This is a genomic window from Paraburkholderia sp. HP33-1, assembly GCF_021390595.1.
GTDB lineage: Bacteria > Pseudomonadota > Gammaproteobacteria > Burkholderiales > Burkholderiaceae > Paraburkholderia.
Genome location: NZ_JAJEJR010000001.1, coordinates 3,256,187 through 3,274,784 on the forward strand (window position 1 = coordinate 3,256,187; position 18,598 = coordinate 3,274,784).

The 18,598-nt window shown below is 64.8% G+C and carries 15 protein-coding genes and 1 riboswitch; of the genes, 4 read left to right on the forward strand and 11 right to left on the reverse strand.

Annotation, left to right across the window (positions count from 1 at the left end):
- The first annotated feature begins 63 nt into the window (after nucleotides 1-63).
- Nucleotides 64-828 (forward strand): DUF969 domain-containing protein, encoded by a 765-nt coding sequence (locus L0U81_RS15040; protein WP_233803845.1) that lies wholly within the window; start codon nucleotides 64-66, stop codon nucleotides 826-828.
- The gene (locus tag L0U81_RS15045) at nucleotides 825-1,781 is read left to right on the forward strand and encodes a DUF979 domain-containing protein (RefSeq protein ID WP_233803847.1); all 957 of its coding nucleotides are present in this window, start codon (nucleotides 825-827) and stop codon (nucleotides 1,779-1,781) included. The genes L0U81_RS15040 and L0U81_RS15045 overlap by 4 nt, the downstream gene beginning before the upstream one ends.
- Before the next feature lie 24 nt (nucleotides 1,782-1,805).
- Here the strand turns inward: L0U81_RS15045 and L0U81_RS15050 are convergent, their stop codons facing one another.
- The 10 genes from L0U81_RS15050 to ahcY form a co-directional block, all read right to left on the reverse strand.
- On the reverse strand, nucleotides 1,806-3,032 hold the full coding sequence (locus tag L0U81_RS15050) for a TraB/GumN family protein (RefSeq protein WP_233803849.1): 1,227 nt from the start codon (nucleotides 3,030-3,032) through the stop codon (nucleotides 1,806-1,808).
- Nucleotides 3,025-4,044 carry a peptide ABC transporter ATP-binding protein gene (locus L0U81_RS15055; protein ID WP_233803851.1) on the reverse strand — a complete coding sequence of 340 codons (1,020 nt, stop codon included), beginning with the start codon at nucleotides 4,042-4,044 and terminating at the stop codon, nucleotides 3,025-3,027. The genes L0U81_RS15050 and L0U81_RS15055 overlap by 8 nt, the downstream gene beginning before the upstream one ends.
- Nucleotides 4,041-5,045, reverse strand: coding sequence for an ABC transporter ATP-binding protein (locus L0U81_RS15060; protein ID WP_233803853.1), 1,005 nt, complete (start codon nucleotides 5,043-5,045; stop codon nucleotides 4,041-4,043). The genes L0U81_RS15055 and L0U81_RS15060 overlap by 4 nt, the downstream gene beginning before the upstream one ends.
- A 2-nt stretch (nucleotides 5,046-5,047) precedes the next feature.
- Complete coding sequence (locus L0U81_RS15065; RefSeq protein WP_233803855.1) at nucleotides 5,048-5,965, reverse strand: ABC transporter permease subunit; 918 nt, start codon at nucleotides 5,963-5,965, stop codon at nucleotides 5,048-5,050.
- Between the two features lie 7 nt (nucleotides 5,966-5,972).
- Nucleotides 5,973-6,983 carry an ABC transporter permease subunit gene (locus L0U81_RS15070; protein ID WP_233803857.1) on the reverse strand — a complete coding sequence of 337 codons (1,011 nt, stop codon included), beginning with the start codon at nucleotides 6,981-6,983 and terminating at the stop codon, nucleotides 5,973-5,975.
- 141 nt (nucleotides 6,984-7,124) lie between these two features.
- The gene (locus tag L0U81_RS15075) at nucleotides 7,125-8,756 is read right to left on the reverse strand and encodes an ABC transporter substrate-binding protein (protein ID WP_233803859.1); all 1,632 of its coding nucleotides are present in this window, start codon (nucleotides 8,754-8,756) and stop codon (nucleotides 7,125-7,127) included.
- 205 nt (nucleotides 8,757-8,961) lie between these two features.
- Entirely contained in the window at nucleotides 8,962-10,620 is a 1,659-nt protein-coding gene (locus L0U81_RS15080; RefSeq protein WP_233803861.1) for an ABC transporter substrate-binding protein, read from the reverse strand.
- Nucleotides 10,621-10,786: 166 nt separating this feature from the next.
- Entirely contained in the window at nucleotides 10,787-11,617 is an 831-nt protein-coding gene (gene metF, locus L0U81_RS15085; RefSeq protein ID WP_233803863.1) for a methylenetetrahydrofolate reductase [NAD(P)H], read from the reverse strand.
- A gap of 11 nt (nucleotides 11,618-11,628) precedes the next feature.
- The gene (locus tag L0U81_RS15090) at nucleotides 11,629-11,982 is read right to left on the reverse strand and encodes a phage holin family protein (protein WP_233803865.1); all 354 of its coding nucleotides are present in this window, start codon (nucleotides 11,980-11,982) and stop codon (nucleotides 11,629-11,631) included.
- Nucleotides 11,983-12,138: 156 nt separating this feature from the next.
- A complete protein-coding gene (gene ahcY, locus L0U81_RS15095) occupies nucleotides 12,139-13,557 on the reverse strand; it encodes an adenosylhomocysteinase (RefSeq protein WP_233803867.1) in 1,419 nt (472 codons plus the stop codon).
- A 33-nt stretch (nucleotides 13,558-13,590) separates the two neighbouring features.
- A riboswitch (S-adenosyl-L-homocysteine riboswitch) is annotated at nucleotides 13,591-13,725 on the reverse strand.
- A gap of 143 nt (nucleotides 13,726-13,868) precedes the next feature.
- Here ahcY and L0U81_RS15100 point away from each other — a divergent pair.
- Nucleotides 13,869-14,837 (forward strand): LysR family transcriptional regulator, encoded by a 969-nt coding sequence (locus tag L0U81_RS15100; RefSeq protein ID WP_233803869.1) that lies wholly within the window; start codon nucleotides 13,869-13,871, stop codon nucleotides 14,835-14,837.
- A gap of 98 nt (nucleotides 14,838-14,935) precedes the next feature.
- On the opposite strand, the gene L0U81_RS15105 is transcribed toward L0U81_RS15100, so the two are convergent.
- A complete protein-coding gene (locus L0U81_RS15105) occupies nucleotides 14,936-16,546 on the reverse strand; it encodes a GMC family oxidoreductase (RefSeq protein WP_233804356.1) in 1,611 nt (536 codons plus the stop codon).
- 330 nt (nucleotides 16,547-16,876) lie between these two features.
- Between L0U81_RS15105 and L0U81_RS15110 the strand changes: the two genes are divergently transcribed.
- A complete protein-coding gene (locus L0U81_RS15110) occupies nucleotides 16,877-18,565 on the forward strand; it encodes an isovaleryl-CoA dehydrogenase (RefSeq protein WP_233803871.1) in 1,689 nt (562 codons plus the stop codon).
- Nucleotides 18,566-18,598: the final 33 nt, after the last annotated feature.

An 18,598-nucleotide genomic window follows, 5' to 3' on the forward strand; every position in this document is an offset into this window, starting at 1 on the left:
GCTTGCGCCAGTTCAGATCAGCCGCTACCCGCGGTGAAGTTGAATAACCTCTTGGAGATCCTGATGCAGACAACTGTCAGTCTATGGCCGCTCATCGGTGTGGCCGTCATCATCGTCGGCTTTCTGTTGCGCTTCAATCCGATGCTGATCGTGGCCGTCGCCGCGATCGTCACCGGTTTCACCGCACAGTTCCCGCCGGAAAAAATCCTCGCGCTGATCGGCACCGGCTTCATCAAGACGCGCAACATCCCGCTGATCATCCTGCTGCCGCTCGCCGTGATCGGCCTGCTCGAACGACACGGCCTGCGCGAGCGCGCGCAGGCGTGGATCAGCGGCATCAAGGCGGCCACCGCCGGGCGACTGTTGATCGTCTATCTGGCCGTGCGCGAGTTGACCGCCGCGGTCGGCCTGACCGGGCTCGGCGGCCATCCGCAGATGGTGCGTCCGCTGATCGCGCCGATGGCCGAGGGCGCGACCGAGAACCGCTTCGGCAAGATCAGCGACGCGGTGCGCTTCCGGCTGCGCGCGTTCTCCGCCGCGACCGACAACGTCGGCCTCTTTTTCGGCGAGGACATCTTCGTCGCGTTCGGCGCGATCGTGCTGATGACGACTTTCCTGAAGGAAGCGGGCATCGTCGTCGAGCCGATTCACGTGGCGGTGTGGGGCATTCCGACCGCGATCAGCGCGTTCATCGTGCACGGCTTCCGGCTCTGGCTGCTCGACCGCCGGCTCGAACGCGAACTGCGCGGCACCGCGCCGGGCGGCAGTTCGAGCGCGGCCGCATCGACGCCCTCTTCGGCCACGCGCGCTACCGGAGACGAAGCATGACCTTCTCGATCACTTACCTGTTCTGGCTGGTCGGCGTCGTGCTGCTGGTTGTCGGCGGCATGATCATCACGGATCGCGGGCACCCGCGCCGCTTCACCGCGGGCGGCTTCTGGATTCTGTACGCGCTGGTTTTCCTGATCGGCGACCGTCTGCCGCCGGCCGTGGTCGGCGTCGCGGTGATCGCGATGGCGCTGATCGCGGGCTTTGGCGGCGTCACCGCGGGCAAACCGAAGACGCTGTCACTCGAAGCGCGTCAGGCGAGCGCCGCGCGTCTGCGCAACAAGCTCTTCATACCCGCGCTGACGATTCCGGTCGTCACCGTGGTCATCACGCTCGCAGCGAGCCATCTCGTGTTCGGCGGCGTGCCGCTGATCGAGAAGGCCAACGTCACGCTGAACGGCTTCGGTCTTGGCTGCGTGATCGCGCTCGCGATCACCTGCGTGATCACGCGCGACACGGTCGGCCAATCGATGAAGGAGGCGCGCCGCCTCGTCGATGCGTTGTCGTGGGCCGCGGTGCTGCCGCAGATGCTCGGCATGCTCGGCCTCGTGTTCTCGGACGCGGGCGTCGGCAAGGCGGTCGCGCACGTGACCACGTCGTATATCAGTCTCGATTACCGCTTCGTCGCGGTGGCCGTCTACTGCATCGGCATGGCGCTGTTCACGATGGTGATGGGCAACGGCTTCGCCGCGTTTCCGGTGATGACGGGCGGCGTCGGCGTGCCGATCCTCGTCGGCGTGTTCCACGGCAACCCGGCCGTGATGGCGGCGATCGGCATGTTCTCGGGCTACTGCGGCACGCTGATGACGCCGATGGCCGCGAATTTCAACATGGTGCCGGCCGCGCTGCTCGAATTACCGGACAAGAATGCGGTGATCAAGGCGCAGATTCCGACTGCGCTGCCGCTGCTTGTGATCAATATCTTTCTGTTGAATTTTCTGATGTTTTTGTAGCGTTGGGGTTTTAGCGCTTAACCCTCACCCCGCCTCAACCACGAAGCCGTGCTGCCGCAACAGCTGCAGCACGCCCTTCGGTCCACCGAGGTGCAATGCGCCGATCGCGACGAACAGCGGCTTGTTCGGCGCGGCCAGTTGCAAGATCCGTGAGACGAATCGGCGATTACGCTCGTAGACGATCCGGTTATCGATCGAATTGGAGACACGCTGATCGCGCGCGAGCTTCTCCGATTTCGCGGCCTGCCACGCGGCGATCGCATCGGCATCGCCAACCTGCCACAGCCGATGCAGCGCGCGCACGTCCTCGACATTCTGCGCGGGCGTCTGCACCAGATCTTGCGCGAGCATCTCGCGCTGCTGCGCGACCGACAGTCCGGTGAACGCGCGCATCTGCTGCGCGAGCGTTTCGAGTCCGACGATCTTGCCGCGCGTCTTCAGATACACGTTCTGCAATTGCGCTTCGGTGCCGTACTCGGTTTGCAGACCCGCCGACAGCGAGTCGTAGGTCTCGACCACCAGCGACGCGAGCCACGGCCGCATCTTCTTGATCGCATCGAGCGCGGCCGGATTGCCGCGCAGCCGCAACGCGAGCTTGTGCCAAAGCGGCTCGGGCAGCAGACCCGGCAGGCAGTCGTGCTTGCACACGCCGTACTTCGACACGTCGTCCTGCGACACCAGCAGTTCATCGGGCGACAGTTCGAGCGCGAGCGTCGGCGACGCGGCGAGCGCCGCGAGGATCGGCGCGCGGAACGGCTGTGCCGCCGGATAGTCGGCGGGGTCGCCGACATGCAGCGTGCCGAGCACGTAGATGGTGATATTGCCGCGCGTCGCGACATAGAAAGGCATACGCGCCGGTTGCTGGCGCACCGGACCGCTCGCGGTGGTGCCGGGCACCGGAGGCGGCGTAACGGACCGCGGTGGCGTGCCGGGCACCGTGACCACCGGGCGGACCTGCTGGCCTGGCGCGTTGGCCGCCGCGCCGGCCGCGTGCGCGATGCCGGTTACGGCCACGCCAACCGACAGCGCGCAGGCCAGGCGAAAAAAAGCGGAAAAAGACGCGGCAAGAAAGACGGGGAAAACGGCGCGCGCGAGCGCATGGATCAACACGCGGGCGAAGCTTCCAGAAAACGCGCCGCAGAGCGCGGCGCCTTCCAGCGCACGCGCCCAGCAGCGCCGCGTGAAGGTGGCGCTGCCGCCGCCTTCACACAAACGGCGCGCAAGACGACGCGCCGCCACCGCATCAGGCATCCACGTCCCCCACCTCTTCGGCGCGGTGACACGAGACGAGGCGGCCGTCCACTTCACGCAGCTTCGGCTCCTCGCTGCGGCAGCGGTCGATCGCGTACGGGCAGCGCTGATGGAACGTGCAGCCCGACGGCGGATTCAGCGGCGACGGCATTTCACCTTGCAGCTTGATCTTGATGGTGCGGTCTGCCTCGAAGATCGACGGGGTCGCCGACATCAGCGCACGCGTGTACGGATGGCGCGGCTTCGAGAAGATGCGCTGCTTGTCGCCCAACTCCGCGACGCCGCCAAAGTACATGACCATCACGTCGTCGGCGATATGCTCGACCACCGCCAGATTGTGCGAGATGAACACGTAGCTCGTCTTGAACTGATCCTGCAGGTCCATGAACAGGTTCAGGATCTGCGCCTGGATCGACACGTCGAGCGCGGACACCGGTTCGTCGGCGACGACGATCTGCGGATCGAGAATCATCGCGCGCGCAATCGCGACGCGCTGACGCTGGCCGCCGGAGAACATGTGCGGATAGCGCTTCGCGTGCTCGGGCCGCAGGCCGACCGTGCGCATCATCTGCGCGATGCGTTCGGCGCGCTCGGTCGCGCTCATCTGCGTGTTGATCGCGAGCGGCTCGCCGAGCGTCTGCTCGACGGTCTTGCGCGGATTGAGCGACGCAAACGGGTTCTGGAACACCATCTGCACGCGCCGCCTGAGCGCCGCGATCTTCTCGTGACTCGCACCGGCCACGTCCTCGCCGTCGATCAGCAGACGGCCCGCGCTCGGCGTTTCGATCATCGTCAGCTGACGCGCGAGCGTCGACTTGCCGCAGCCGGACTCGCCGACTACCGCCAGCGTCTTGCCGCGTTCGAGCGCGAACGACACGCCGTTCAGCGCCTTCACCGTGCCGTGCGCGAACATGCCGCGCTTGACCGTGTAGTAGCGTGCGAGCTGATCGGCGACGAGCACGTGATCGCCAGTACGATCCGACTGGCGACGAGTTTCGGGTACTGCGCTCATCGGTCGCCTCCTTGCGTGCGAACGTTGGCGTCCTTCTCGAGGTTCAGCGGCCTGATGCAGCGCACGCGCGTGAATTCGGCGTGAGCGGGCAGCGGCGCGAGCGCGGGGCGGCCCTTCACGCAGTCGTCGACCACGTACTTGCAGCGCGGCGCGAACAGACACCCCTTGGGCCGGTCGTCGCGACCCGGCACCATGCCCGGCAGCGCCGCGAGCCGCACTGCGCCCACGTTGTGCTCGGGAATCGCGGCCAGCAGCGCTTCCGTGTACGGATGATGCGGCGCGGCGAAGATGTCCGGCACCTTGTTCGTTTCGATCACCTCGCCCGCGTACATCACGGCGACACGCTGCGCGACTTCGGAGACCACGGCCAGATCGTGCGAAATCAGCACGAGCGCCATGCCGCGTTCCTTTTGCAGGCGCATCAGCAGTTCCATGATCTGCGCCTGGATCGTCACGTCGAGCGCGGTGGTCGGCTCGTCGGCGATGAGCAGCTTCGGGTTGCAGGCAATTGCCATCGCGATCATCACGCGCTGGTTCATGCCGCCCGACATCTGGTGCGGAAACGAGCCAATGCGGTTTTTCGCATCCGGGATGCCGACCTGATCGAGCAGTTCAAGCGCGCGTTTTTCCAGCGCCGCGCCGCGCAGGCCTTCGTGCAGCTTCAGCACTTCCTTGATCTGATAGCCGACCGTGTAGCTCGGATTCAGGCTCGTCAGCGCGTCCTGGAACACCATCGCGATGTCCTTGCCGATGATCTGGCGGCGTTCTTTCGCGGAGGCATTCAGCAGGTTCTTGCCGTCGAACGTGATTTCGTCGGCGGAGACCTTGCCGGGCGCGTCGATCAGGCCCATCAGCGCCATCATCGTTACGCTCTTGCCCGAGCCCGATTCGCCGACCACGCCGACCACTTCGCCGGGCGCGACGTCGAGATTGATGCGGTCGACCGCGGGCAGGCCGCCGAAGCTGACCGCGAGATTGCGGATGGTCAGTAGATTGCTCATGTTCAGGCCAGCCGTTTCAGTTTGGGGTCGAGCGCGTCGCGCAGCCCGTCGCCGAGCAGGTTGATCGCAAGCACCGAGATCAGGATGGACAGGCCCGGCATCGTGACGATCCACCATGCGCTGTCGATGTAATCGCGCGCCGACGCGAGCATCGCGCCCCACTCCGCCGACGGCGGTTGCACGCCGAGGCCGAGGAAGCCGAGCGCGGCGGCATCGAGAATCGCCGACGAAAAGCCAAGCGTTGCCTGCACGATCAGCGGCGCGGTGCAGTTCGGCAGTACCTGCGAGAACATCAGCCGCAACGTGCCCGCACCCGCGACGCGTGAAGCGGTCACATACTCCTTTTGCAACTCGCCCTGCGCGGACGCGCGCGTCAGACGCACATAGCCCGGCAGCGCGACGATCGCGATCGCGAGCATCGTATTGATGAGACCCGGACCGATGATCGCGACGACCGCGACCGCGAGCAGCAGCGACGGCAGCGCGAGCAGCACGTCCATGATGCGCATGATCGGCGTGTCGGCCCATTTCTCGAAGAACGCGGCGACTAGGCCGAGCACGATGCCCGGAATCAGCGCGAGCACCACCGACACGAAGCCGATCCAGAACGACAGCCGCGCGCCGTACATGAGACGCGAGAGGATGTCACGGCCCGCTTCGTCGGTGCCGAGAATGAACTTCCAGTTGCCGCCGTCGAGCCACGCGGGCGGGATCTTGACCGAATCGCGGTACTGCTCGATCGGGCTGTGCGGCGCGATCAGCGGCGCGAAGATCGCGATGAAGACCAGCACCAGCACGATGACGCCCGCGCCGACTGCGCCGCGGTTGCGCGAGAAGTTCGCCCAGAATTCGCGCGCCGCGATGGCGCGGCCGCTCGGTGGGGTGACCGCCTGGGGGACGGTGTTTTGAATGTCAGCCATAGCGTGTTTACCTCGTATGGCGAATGCGCGGGTTGAGCACGCCGTACAAAAGATCAACGATGAGGTTCACGACGATCACCAGCGTTGCGATCAGCAGGATACCGCCCTGCACGACCGGATAGTCGCGCCGGCCGATCGCGTCGATCAGCCACTTGCCGATGCCGGGCCACGAAAACAGCGTTTCGGTCAGCACCGCGCCCGCAAGCAGCGTGCCGACCTGCAGGCCGATCACCGTGACGACCGGAATCAGCGCATTGCGCAGCGCATGCACGACGATCACGCGTGCCGGCGACAGGCCCTTCGCGCGCGCGGTGCGGATGTAGTCCTCGCGCAGAACTTCGAGCATCGACGAGCGCGTCATGCGCGCGACGACCGCGAGCGGAATCGTGCCGAGCACGATCGCGGGCAGGATCAGATGACTGAGCGCCGACTTGAACGCGCCTTCGTCGGTGGACATCAGCGAGTCGATCAGCATGAAGCCGGTCACGTGCGGAATGTCGTATTCGACCGCGATGCGGCCCGACACCGGCGTCAAGCCGAGCTTGACCGAGAACACCATGATGAGGATCAAGCCCCACCAGAAGATCGGCATCGAGTAGCCGGTCAGCGCGGTGCCCATCACGCCGTGATCGATCACCGTGCCGCGCCTCAAAGCCGCGAACACGCCCGCCGGCAGGCCGACGATCAGCGCGAACAGCATCGCGCACATCGACAGTTCGACCGTGGCGGGAAAGCGTGCGAGGAATTCGCCCATCACGCTCGTGTTGGTGATGATCGAAGTGCCGAGATTGCCGTGCAGTGCGCGGACGATGTAGTGGAAGTACTGGATTGGCAGGGGCTCGTCGAGCCCGAGGCGGTGCATCGCGGCCGCATGCATGGCCGGATCGACGCCGCGCTCGCCCATCATCACTTCGATGGGGTCGCCGGGGATCAGGTGAATCAGCGCGAACGCGAGGATGGTGATGCCGATGAACGTCGGTATCACCATGCCGATGCGGCGCAAAACGAAGCGGAACATGGTTCGCTCCTATGGTACTGGTGATGAAAAAACGCAACCGGCGACGAGGGCTCGTGACCCCGGTCGCCGGACCATTTCGACCAGCTTTCTAACCGTGCGAAAAGCGTACTGTATTGCGGCGTACTGCGCGAACTTTATGAATTACTTGACGCTGACGCCGTCGAAGCGCGCGTAGCCGAGCGGTTCGATGCGCATGTCGACCACCTTCTTGCTGACCGGCTGATAGACGGTCGAGTGGGCGATCGGCGAGAACGGCAATTGCTGCGCGAAAATATGCTGCGCGTCGCCGTAGATCTTCGTGCGCGCTGCCACGTCCGAAGTCGTGCGGCCCTTCTGGATCAGATCGTCGAACGGCTTGTAGCACCACTTCGAGAAGTTGTTGCCGTTGATCGCCTCGCAGCCGAGCAGCGTGCCGAGCCAGTTGTCCGGATCGCCGTTGTCGCCGGTCCAGCCGATCAGCATCGAGTCGTGTTCGCCCGCGTGCGCGCGCTTGATGTACTCACCCCACTCGTACGTGACGATCTTCGCCTTCACGCCGATCTTCGCCCAGTCCGCCTGGATCATTTCCGCCATCAGACGCGCGTTCGGGTTGTACGCGCGCTGCACCGGCATCGCCCACAGCGTGATGTCGAAGCCGTTCGGGAAGCCGGCCTTCGCGAGCAGGTCCTTCGCCTTGGCCGGATCGTACGAGGCGGCCGGCAGGCCCTTGACGAACGACCATTGCGTCGGCGGCATCGGGTTCGTGGCCAGCTGGCCCGCGCCCTGGTAGACCGAGTCGATGATCGCCTTCTTGTTGATCGCCATGTCGAGCGCCTGACGCACTTCGAGCTTGTCGACCGGCTTGTGCGTCACGTTGTACGCGAGGTAGCCGAGGTTGAAGCCCGGCTGCGACGGCATGTCGATGTTCGGCTGGGCCTTCAGCGGCGCGATGTCGGCCGGGCGCGGATAGCTCATCACCTGGCATTCGTCGCGCTTGATCTTCTGCACGCGCACGCCGGCGTCCGGCGTGATCGAGAAGATCAGCTTCGAGATCTTCACCGCGTCCGGCTTCCAATACTCCGGATTGCCGTCGAAGCGGATCGTTGCATCCTTCGTGTAGCTGCGGAAGATGAACGGCCCCGTGCCGACCGGGAACTGGTTGATGTCGGCGGCCTTGCCCGCCTTCAGCAACTGATCCGCATATTCAGCCGACAGGATCGACGCGTATTCCATCGCCAGATTCTGGATGAACGGCGCGTTGACTTCCTTCAGCGTGAACTTGACCGTATATGGGTCGACCTTCTCGACGCTCGTGATCAGCTTGTCGAGGCCCATGTCGGTGAAGTACGGAAACTGCACCGGATACGCCTTGCGGAACGGCTGGTTCGGGTCGAGCATGCGCTGGAACGAGAAGACCACGTCGTCCGCGTTGAATTCACGCGTCGGCTTGAAGAACGCGGTGGTCTGGAATTTCACGCCATGACGCAGATGGAACGTGTAGGTCTTGCCATCCGGCGAAACGTCCCACTTTTCCGCGAGACCCGGCTCGACCTTGGTGCCGCCGCGCTCGAATTCGACGAGGCGGTTATAGACGGTGAACGTGTTGGCCGTGAAGTCGACGCCCGTCGTGTATTGGGCCGGATCGAAACCCGCGGGACTGCCTTCCGAGCAGTAAACGAGGGTTTTGTTCGGAATCCCGGCCGCCTGCGCGCTCGTGGCGCCAAGCAGGGATGCCGCTGCGGCAGCGACGAGCGTAGACACACGCGCAACGCGCAACAGATTGTTTTGCTTCATGTTTCCTCCAAGTTCGGGGCCGGCTTGCGCCAGCGTAGCGGGATATTACTTGAGCTTGGGCCGGCCACCAAGCGGAGGAAAATCCCTCTGTTGACTATAGGAAACACTTCGCGCAAACGTTTTACATCGGTTTCGCCACGAGCCGGGAAAGCCCGTTCGAGCCGCCCGGCGGCGCAAGCGGCGCAAAAAAGCGCGCCGCTTGCGCTTATTTCAGTCCGACCTCGAGGAATTGCGTCGGGCCGAACGGATCGATCTTGAAGCCCGTCACGTTCTTGCTGATCGGCTGATAGACGGTCGAATGGGCGATCGGCGTGAACGGCACCTGGTCCTTGAAGATCTCCTGAGCCTGCGTATAGGCCTTGGTGCGATCGGCCATGTTGGTGGTGCTGCGGCCCTGCTTGATCAGATCGTCGTAGGGCTTGTAGCACCACTTCGCGAAGTTGCTGCCGTTGACCGCGTCGCAGCCGAGCAACACGCCGAGCCAGTTGTCGGGATCGCCGTAGTCGCCGGTCCAGCCGATCAGCATCGCCTCATGCTCGCCGGCGTGCCCGCGGCGGATGTACTCGCCCCACTCGTAGGTGGCGATATTCACCTTGACGCCGACCTTCGCCCAGTCGGCCTGCAGCATTTCGGCCATCAGGCGCGCGTTCGGGTTGTACGGCCGCTGTACCGGCATCGCCCACAGCGTCAGCTCGAAGCCGTCGGGGTACCCCGCCTGCTTCAGCAGCGCTTTCGCTTTGTCGACGTCGTAGGGCGCGTCCTTCAGGTTCTTGTCGTAGCCCCATTGTGTCGGCGGCATCGGATTGGTCGCGGCCTGGCCCGCGCCCTGGTAGACCGCCTCGATGATCGCCTTCTTGTTGACCGACATGTCGAGCGCGCGGCGCACGAGCACGTTGTCGAGCGGCTTTTTGGTCGTGTTGTACGCGATATAGCCGAGGTTGAAGCCCACTTCGCTCGGCATCGCGAGCGACGCATCCGCCTTCACGGCGGGGATGTCGGCCGGGCGCGGATACGCCATCACCTGACATTCGCCGCGCTTCAACTTTTGCAGGCGCACGGCCGGATCGACCGTGATCGCGAAGATCAGCTTGCCGACCCTGGCGACGCCCGGCTTCCAGTAGTCGGGATTGCCGTCGAAGCGGATCGTGTCGTCCTTCGTATAGCTGCGGAAGATGAACGGACCGGTGCCGACCGGGTACTGGTTGATGTCTGACGCCTTGCCCGCTTTCAACAGCTGATCCGTGTATTCAGCCGACAGGATCGATGCGAACGGCATCGCGATCTGCTGCAGGAACGGCGCGTCGACTTCTTTCAGCGTGATGCGCACCGTGTACGGATCGAGCTTCTCGATCTTCGCGATGTTCTTCGCGAGACCGAGGTCGTTGAAGTACGGGAAATTGACCGGATAGGCCTTGCGGAACGGGTTCTCGGGATCGAGCATGCGCTCGAAGGTGAACACGACGTCGTCCGCGTTGAATTCGCGGGTCGGCTTGAAGTATGAGGTGGTCTGGAATTTGACGCCGGGGCGCAGATGGAATGTGTAGGTCAGGCCGTCGGGCGATACGTCCCACTTTTCGGCGAGACCCGGCTCGATGTCCGTGCTGCCATGCTTAAATTCGACGAGCCGGTTATAGACCGTGTACGAGCCGGCGCTGAACTCGACGCTGGTCGTGTATTGCGCGGTATCGAAGCCGGCCGGGCTGCCTTCGGAGCAGAAGACCAGTGTCTTGTCGGGCAGCGTGGCCGCCTGCGACGCGGCCGGTGCGAGGCCGCTCGTGGCGACCGCGAGCGCGGCGAGAGCCGGCAGGCAGAACTGGTGAAGCGCGAACAGTCGGCGTGCCGCAGTCTTTCTTGTCACTGTCATATCGTCCTCCGCACAGCAGCCGGGTTAGCTGCATTTCGATGATAGACAGCACAAAATTGAGCTTCAACAGGGACTTACCACGCTCCTGGGGACAGATTTGGGACTCATTCCAGACTGGAAGAAGCCGCGCGACCGTCGCGGCCGCGCGGCCTGGCGGGCATGCCGGTCACACGCCGAGCCGTTCGCAGATCGCCTTCGTCGCCGCGGCGGCGTTCAGCGTATAGAAGTGCAGACCCGGCACTTTCGCGTCGACCAGCCGTTGACACAGACCCGTCACGACGTCGAGCCCGAACGCGCGGATCGACTCGCGGTCGTCGCCGAAACTCTCGAGCCGGCGCGCGATCCAGCGCGGCACTTCGGCGCCGCACATTTCGGAGAAGCGCATCAGCTGCGAGAAGTTCGTGATCGGCATGATGCCGGGCACGATCGGCACATCGACGCCGAGCTTGCGCGCATCGTCGACGAAACGGAAATACGCGTCCGCGTTGAAGAAATACTGCGTGATGGCCGAATTCGCGCCAGCCTTCACCTTGCGTGCGAAATTGTCCAGATCATGACGCGGCGAGCGCGCCTGTGGATGGTATTCCGGATAGCCGGCCACCTCGATCCAGAACCAGTCGCCGAACTCGGCGCGGATGAAGCTGACGAGCTCCGACGCATAGCGCAGCTCGCCGACTGCGCCCATGCCCGAAGGCAGATCGCCGCGCAGCGCGACGATGTGGCGGATGCCGTTCGCGCGGTACTCGCCCAGGATCGCCCGCAGGCTTTCCTTCGACGAACCGATGCACGACAGGTGCGGCGCGGCCTCGAGCCCTTCTTTCGCCATGTCGAGGACGGTATCGAGCGTGCCTTGTTGCGTCGAGCCGCCGGCGCCGAACGTGACGGACACGAACTTGGGTTTGAGCGGAACGAGTTCCGCGCGCGTCGCGCGCAGTTTGTCGATGCCTTCCTGCGTTTTCGGCGGGAAGAATTCGAATGAAAGTTCGATCGGATTCATAGTCAAAAAGGTCAACCTAGACTGCGGTTGCCGAAAATGAGCGCGGACAACAGCCACGACACGATGCTGTACAGGATCGAGCCGAAAAACGCCGACCAGAAGCCCGACACCTCGAAGCCCTTCAGCAGCGACGCGCACAGCCAGAAGCACAGCGCATTGACGACCAGAATGAAGAGTCCGAGCGTGACGATCGTGACGGGCAGCGTCAGCAGGATCAGCACCGGCCGCAGCACCGCATTGATGAGGCCGAGCACGATCGCGACGATCAGCGCGGTGCCGAAGCTTCGGATATGGATCGACGGAACGATGTAGGTGATGATCAGCAGCGCGAGCGCGTTGATGAGCCAGGTCAGCAGCACGGTCATGTGGAACTCCTTGTAAGCATCTGTGCGGAGAAAGTGTCCAGCAAACGAAAAGCGGCGCTGGCGAACAAAGCGGCGCATGACGCGCCGCCCGGTGATCAGACCGTCGAGCTTTTGCTTCCGCCCGCGTGAGTATCGAACCCGCGGGCGGCCGCGTGCTTAGTAGCGGTAGTGGTTCGGCTTGAACGGACCGTTCTTGTCGACGCCGATGTAGCCGGCCTGCTCGTCCGACAGCACGGTCAGGTTCGCGCCGATGCGCGCCAGATGCAGGCGCGCGACCTTCTCGTCGAGATGCTTCGGCAGCACGTACACCTTGTTCTCGTACTTCGCGCCCTGCGTGAACAGTTCGATCTGCGCGAGCGTCTGGTTCGTGAACGAGTTCGACATCACGAACGACGGGTGGCCCGTCGCGCAGCCGAGGTTCACGAGGCGGCCTTCGGCCAGCAGGATCACGCGCTTGCCGTCCGGGAAAATGATGTGGTCGACTTGCGGCTTGATGTTTTCCCACTGGTACTGACGGGTCGACGCAACGTCGATTTCCGAGTCGAAGTGGCCGATGTTGCAGACGATCGCGTTATGACGCATCGCCTTCAGGTGGTCGTGGTTGAGCACATGGTAGTTGCCGGTCGCGGTCACGAAGATGTCGGCCTTGTCGGCCGCGTATTCCATCGTCACGACACGGTAGCCTTCCATCGCGGCTTGCAGCGCGCAGATCGGATCGATTTCGGTGACCCACACGGTCGCGCCCAGACCGCGCAGCGATTGCGCGCAGCCCTTGCCCACGTCGCCGTAACCGGCCACGACCGCGATCTTGCCCGCGATCATCACGTCGGTCGCGCGCTTGATGCCGTCGACGAGCGACTCGCGGCAGCCGTACAGGTTGTCGAACTTCGACTTCGTGACCGAGTCGTTGACGTTGATCGCCGGGAACGGCAGGCGGCCTTCCTTTTCCATCTGGTACAGACGGTGCACGCCGGTCGTGGTTTCTTCGGTGACGCCCTTGATGTGCGCGAGGCGCTTCGAGTACCACGTCGGGTCGATCTCGAGGTGTGCGGCGATCGACTTGTACAGTGCGGTTTCTTCGTCGTTGGTCGGCTTGGCGATCACCGAGCGGTCTTTTTCGGCCTTCGAGCCGAGGATCAGCAGCAGCGTCGCGTCGCCGCCGTCGTCGAGGATCATGTTGGCGAACTCGCCGTTCGGCCATTCGAAGATGCGGTGCGAGAACTCCCAGTATTCGTCGAGCGATTCGCCCTTGAACGCGAACACCGGCGTGCCGGCCTGCGCGATCGCGGCAGCGGCGTGGTCCTGGGTCGAGAAGATGTTGCACGAGGCCCAGCGCACGTCGGCTCCGAGCGCGGTCAGCGTCTCGATCAGCACGCCGGTCTGGATCGTCATGTGCAGCGAACCTGCGATGCGCGCGCCCTTCAGCGGCTGCTGCGCCTTGTATTCGTCACGCGTTTGCATGAGGCCGGGCATTTCGGTCTCGGCGATCGTGAGTTCCTTGCGGCCCCAGCCGGCGAGCGACATATCGGCAACGATGTAATCCTGCTTCTGGGAATCGATGACTGCGGCGTTCATCACGCCCTCCTTTCTAAGAAATTGACTAGAAATGTGACGTGAGCGCGGTTTGAGGCAGCGTTCGGAATCGCGCGATGTGCGTTCCATGCTGCCAATTGAAGCCTTCGAGCCTGGCGGGCGGCCGGCGAATGCGGATTCGCGGTACCCGTCGCAACGCTCCTCGAAGACGAACGGCGATTGTAGCAAATCGAGATGACTTCGGCGCGCGCGGGGTGGCGCGGCGCACGTCGTTGCAGGCCGCGCTGCGCCATAAACAAAATGACTTACAATCACCCAAACCATTCCAATCTGGAATTCTGGAGACCGCAATCATGGAGCTTCGTGCGCTGCGCTATTTCGTCGAAGTGGTCCGTCAACAGAGTTTTACGGTCGCCGCCGAGCAGATGTTCGTCACGCAGCCGACCATCAGCAAGATGGTCAAGTCGCTCGAGGATGAGATCGGCTCGCCGCTGCTGCTGCGCGACGGCCGCCAGATGGTGCTCACCGACGCCGGCCGGATCGTGTATCAGCGCGGCCAGGACGTGCTCGCCGCGCACGCGCAGTTGCAGGCCGAGCTGAACGATCTCGACACGCTCGGGCGCGGCGAGCTGACCATCGGCATCCCGCCGATGGGCGGAGCCCTCTTCACGCCTGCTATCGCCGCGTTCCGCCAACGCTATCCGAAGATCGAGCTGAAGCTGTTCGAGCAGGGCTCGCGCGCGATCGAAGCCGCGTTGATCAACGGCGAGCTGGAACTCGGCGGAGTGCTGCAATCGGTCGACCCCGACAACATCGACGTGCTGCCGGTGTCGCGCCAGCTGCTGTGGCTCGTCGCGCGCGCCGGCTCGCGCTGGGACGCGTTGAACGAGGTGCCGCTCGCGCAGCTCGCGAACGAGCCGTTCGTGTTTTACGGCGAGAGCCTCGCGCTGAACGACGTCGTGCTGAACGCCTGTCGCGCGGCGGGTTTCGCGCCGGCGATCGTCGGGCGCAGTGGGCATTGGGACTTCATGGCGGCGCTGGTGCTGGCCGGCGTCGGCATCGCGCTGCTGCCGGCGCCGTATTGCCGGCGGCTCGATCCCGCGCAGTTCACGTGCCGGCCGGTCGTCGAACCGGAGATTCCCTGGGAAATGGCGATCGGCTGGCGCCGCAACGGCTATCTGTCACACGCGGCGCGCGCATGGCTCGATGTTGCGCGCGAAACTCTGCCGACGCACGTCAGCGACGATTTCATGCTCGGACCGGGAATTGGGTTCAGCGGGATCGCGCTGCCCGATGGCGCGCAGACAGCCGCGAGCGAGTGACGCGCGGCGCATTGCTGCGTTGCGCAGCCTGCGTTTCTCCGACCTCGCTCACGCCGCCCGCGCCGGCATGTCGCCCGCGGTCGGCGTCGCCGCCGTCGTTACTTCCCGCCCCCTTCCCGCCGGCTCGCCGCGATCAACTCCGCTGCCCGTTCACCAATCATCACCGTCGGTGAATTGGTATTGCCGCCGATCAAGGTCGGCATCACCGACGCATCGACGATCCTCAACCCCGTCACACCGCGCACGCGCAATTGCGGATCGACGACCGAGCGCGCGTCGCCGCCCATGCGGCAGGTCGCGACCGGGTGATAGATCGTGTCCGCGTGCTCGGCGATCGTCTGGCGCAGCTCCGTATCCGACTGCCCCGGCCGTGTGTACAGCTCCTGGCCCCCATGCAATGCAAGTGACGGTGCGTCGAGAATGCGCCGCGCCATCTTCACGCCGTCGACGAGCAGGTCGAGATCACGCGCGTCGCTCAGAAAGCGCGGATCGATCAGCGGCGCGACGCGCGCATCGGCGCTCGCGAGCTTCACGGTGCCCCGGCTGTGCGGACGCAGTACGCACACGTGCAGCGAATAGCCGTGGCCCCAATGCATGTGGCGGTTGTGATCGTCGACGAGCGCCGCACAGAAATGCAGTTGCAGATCGGGCCGCTCGAGCGTTGGCCGGCTCTTCAGAAAACCGCCCGCCTCGGCGACATTGCTCGACAGCATGCCGCGCCCGTGTCGCATGAACGTGATGAACTGCGGCAGCATCCGCGCGATGCCGCGCACCGAGAAACCGGTCGGCTCGATCGACCTCACGCGCTTGTTGATCGTGAAATCGATGTGATCGATCAGGTTCTGGCCGACTTCGGGCGCATCGTGCAGCACGTCGATGCCGAGTGAGCGCAAATGCCCGGCCGGACCGATTCCTGAGCACATCAACAGTTGCGGGGAGTTGAACGCGCCCGCGGCGAGCACGACCTCGGCGCGCGCAGCGAGCGTTTCGGTGCGGCCTGCGCGCACGATCTCGACGCCGCTCGCGCGCTTGCCGTCGAACACGACGCGCAGCACGGTGGCGTCGGCAATGGTGTGCAGATTCGCGCGCGGCCGGTCGTAGATATAAGCGCGCGCGACGCTGCAACGCCGCCCGTCGCGCTGCGTGACCTGATAGAAGCCGATGCCTTCCTGGTCCGCGCCGTTGAAATCGTCGTTCGCCTTGTAGCCCGCTTCGAGCGCCGCCTGCACGAAGCGCTTCGAAAACGGATTCCTGAAGCGCAGATCGGACACCGTCAGCGGACCAGCCTCGCCATGCCACGCGTCGGCGCCGCGCTCATTGTCTTCGGCACGGCGGAAATACGGCAGCACGTCGGCCCACGACCAGCCGTCGCAGCCGAGTCGCGCCCACTCGTCGTAGTCGAGCGGATGGCCGCGCGTGTAGATCATCGCGTTGATCGCACTCGATCCGCCGAAGCCGCGTCCGCGCGGCTGATAACCCTGGCGACCGGCGAGCCCCGGCTGCGGCGTGGTCAGGTAGCCGTAGTTGGTCTTCAGCTTGTTCGGCACCACCGCCGCGACGCCGACCGGCATGTTCACGAACAGATTGCGCTCGGTGTGCGGACCGGCTTCAATCAGCGCGATGGTCGCGTCGGGACAGCGATCCGCGAGACGGCTCGCGAGCGAGCAGCCGCCCGACCCCGCACCAACGATGATGTAGTCGTACTGCATGTACTCCTCCAGGTGGGCCGCGTTGCTGGCGGACCCATGTCTCATGCACACTTGTCTGCGTGTGTTTTCTGCGCATTTTATGGAGCGTTCTGGGGCTGCGGCGGCTTCGCGACAGAACGATTCCTCTAAACACCGGCGGCATCGCGCCCCTATGATGAAAGGCGCGCACGACCCCGCGCGCGCAGCCGTCAACCGGCCGTGCGCGGCATTCAAACCTGGCGCGACGCGCGCTCTCCTTCCCGCATGCGGCATCACGCGCGGCGCCCCTCGATGCGCATGGAATCGCCGTCTGCAAAGCGGCGCACAATAGACAAAGCACGGAGACAGCAGATGGAACGGCACGGCTTCGGCCAGACTCACGAGGTGACGAATCAGGCACCGCCGCTTGCGGACTACAACCTGTTCGCGAGCGACGCCGCTTTGAGCGCGGCCGTCGAACGCGACGGCGCGCACTGGCATCGTGAGGCGCTGCTGCGGCACGGCGCGGCGCTGACCACGCCCGACACGCTCGCGCTCGCCGAACTCGCCAATCGCCACACGCCGGAGCTGATCACGCATAGCCCGCGCGGCGAGCGCATCGACGCGCTCGAGTTTCATCCCGCGTGGCATGAACTGCTCACACTGCTGCGCCGCGAAGGGCTGCACGCGCTGCCGTTTTCCGACCCGCAAAACGGCGCGATGGCCGCACGCTGCGCCGGGTACTTCATGCATGCGCAGATCGAATCGGGCTCGCTGTGTCCGCTGACGATGACGTTCGCAAGCATCCCGGTGTTGCAGCGCGAACCCGCGCTGTTCGACACGCTGCGCGACGCGCTGTACACGCGCGAGCATGATCCGCGCGACGTGCCGCTCATGCAGAAGCGCTCGGCGATGATCGGCATGGGCATGACCGAGAAACAGGGCGGCTCGGACGTACGTAGCAACCAGACGCGCGCGCACGCGCTCGACGGCGCCGGCGGACGCGGCGGCGCCTACCGGCTCGTCGGTCATAAGTGGTTCTTCTCGGCGCCGCAGTGCGACGCGCATCTGGTGCTCGCGCGCACCGACACGCACGAGGGGCTGTCGTGCTTTTTCGTGCCGCGCTTCGCGCCCGACGGCAGCAAAAACGCGGTGCAGATCCAGCGTCTGAAGGACAAGCTCGGCAATCGCTCGAACGCCAGCAGCGAAGTCGAATTTCTCGATGCGTACGGCGTGATGATCGGCGATGAAGGACGCGGCGTGCCGACCATCATCGAGATGGCGAGCTACACGCGTCTCGATTGCGTGATCGGCAGCGCCGCACTGATGCGCGCCGCGCTCGTGCAGGCGATCCATCATGCGCGGCATCGCAGCGCGTTCGGCCGGCACCTGGCCGAGCAGCCGCTGATGCGCAACGTGCTGGCCGATCTCGCGCTCGAGTCCGAAGCGGCGACGCTGCTGTTCATGCGTCTTGCGCGCGCCTTCGAGGAATCCGCCGATGCGTCCTCGGCAACATCCGCCGAACGTGCATGGCGTCGCATCGTTACGCCGGCTGCGAAGTACTGGGTCTGCAAGCGCGCGCTCGAATTCACCGGCGAGGCGATGGAGGTCTGGGGCGGCAACGGCTACGTCGAAACCGGACCGATGGCGCGCTTCTATCGCGAGGCGCCGGTCAACTCGATCTGGGAAGGCTCGGGCAACGTGATGTGCCTCGACGTGCTGCGCGCGATGGAGCGCGAGCCGCAAGCCGCGCAGGCTTTGTTCGCTGCATGGCAGGAAGTCGCGCGCACGCATCCGGCCCTGGGCGCGGCACTCGCGCGGCTCACCGCTGCGCTGAACGGACCGGCCGAACAGCGCGAAGCGTCGGCGCGTCGCATCGCGCAGCAGATCGTGCTGATCGCGCAGGCGACGTTGCTCGCGCAACATGCGCCCGCCACGGTCGCCGACGCGTTCATCTCGACGCGTCTCGCCGATGGCTGCGGCGAAAGCGGTCGCGTGTATGGCACGCTGCCGGCCACGTTCGATCACGCGGCGCTCGTCGAACGTGCGTTTCCCGCGTAAGCGCGGCTGACACGCAATAAGCCCGAGCACACC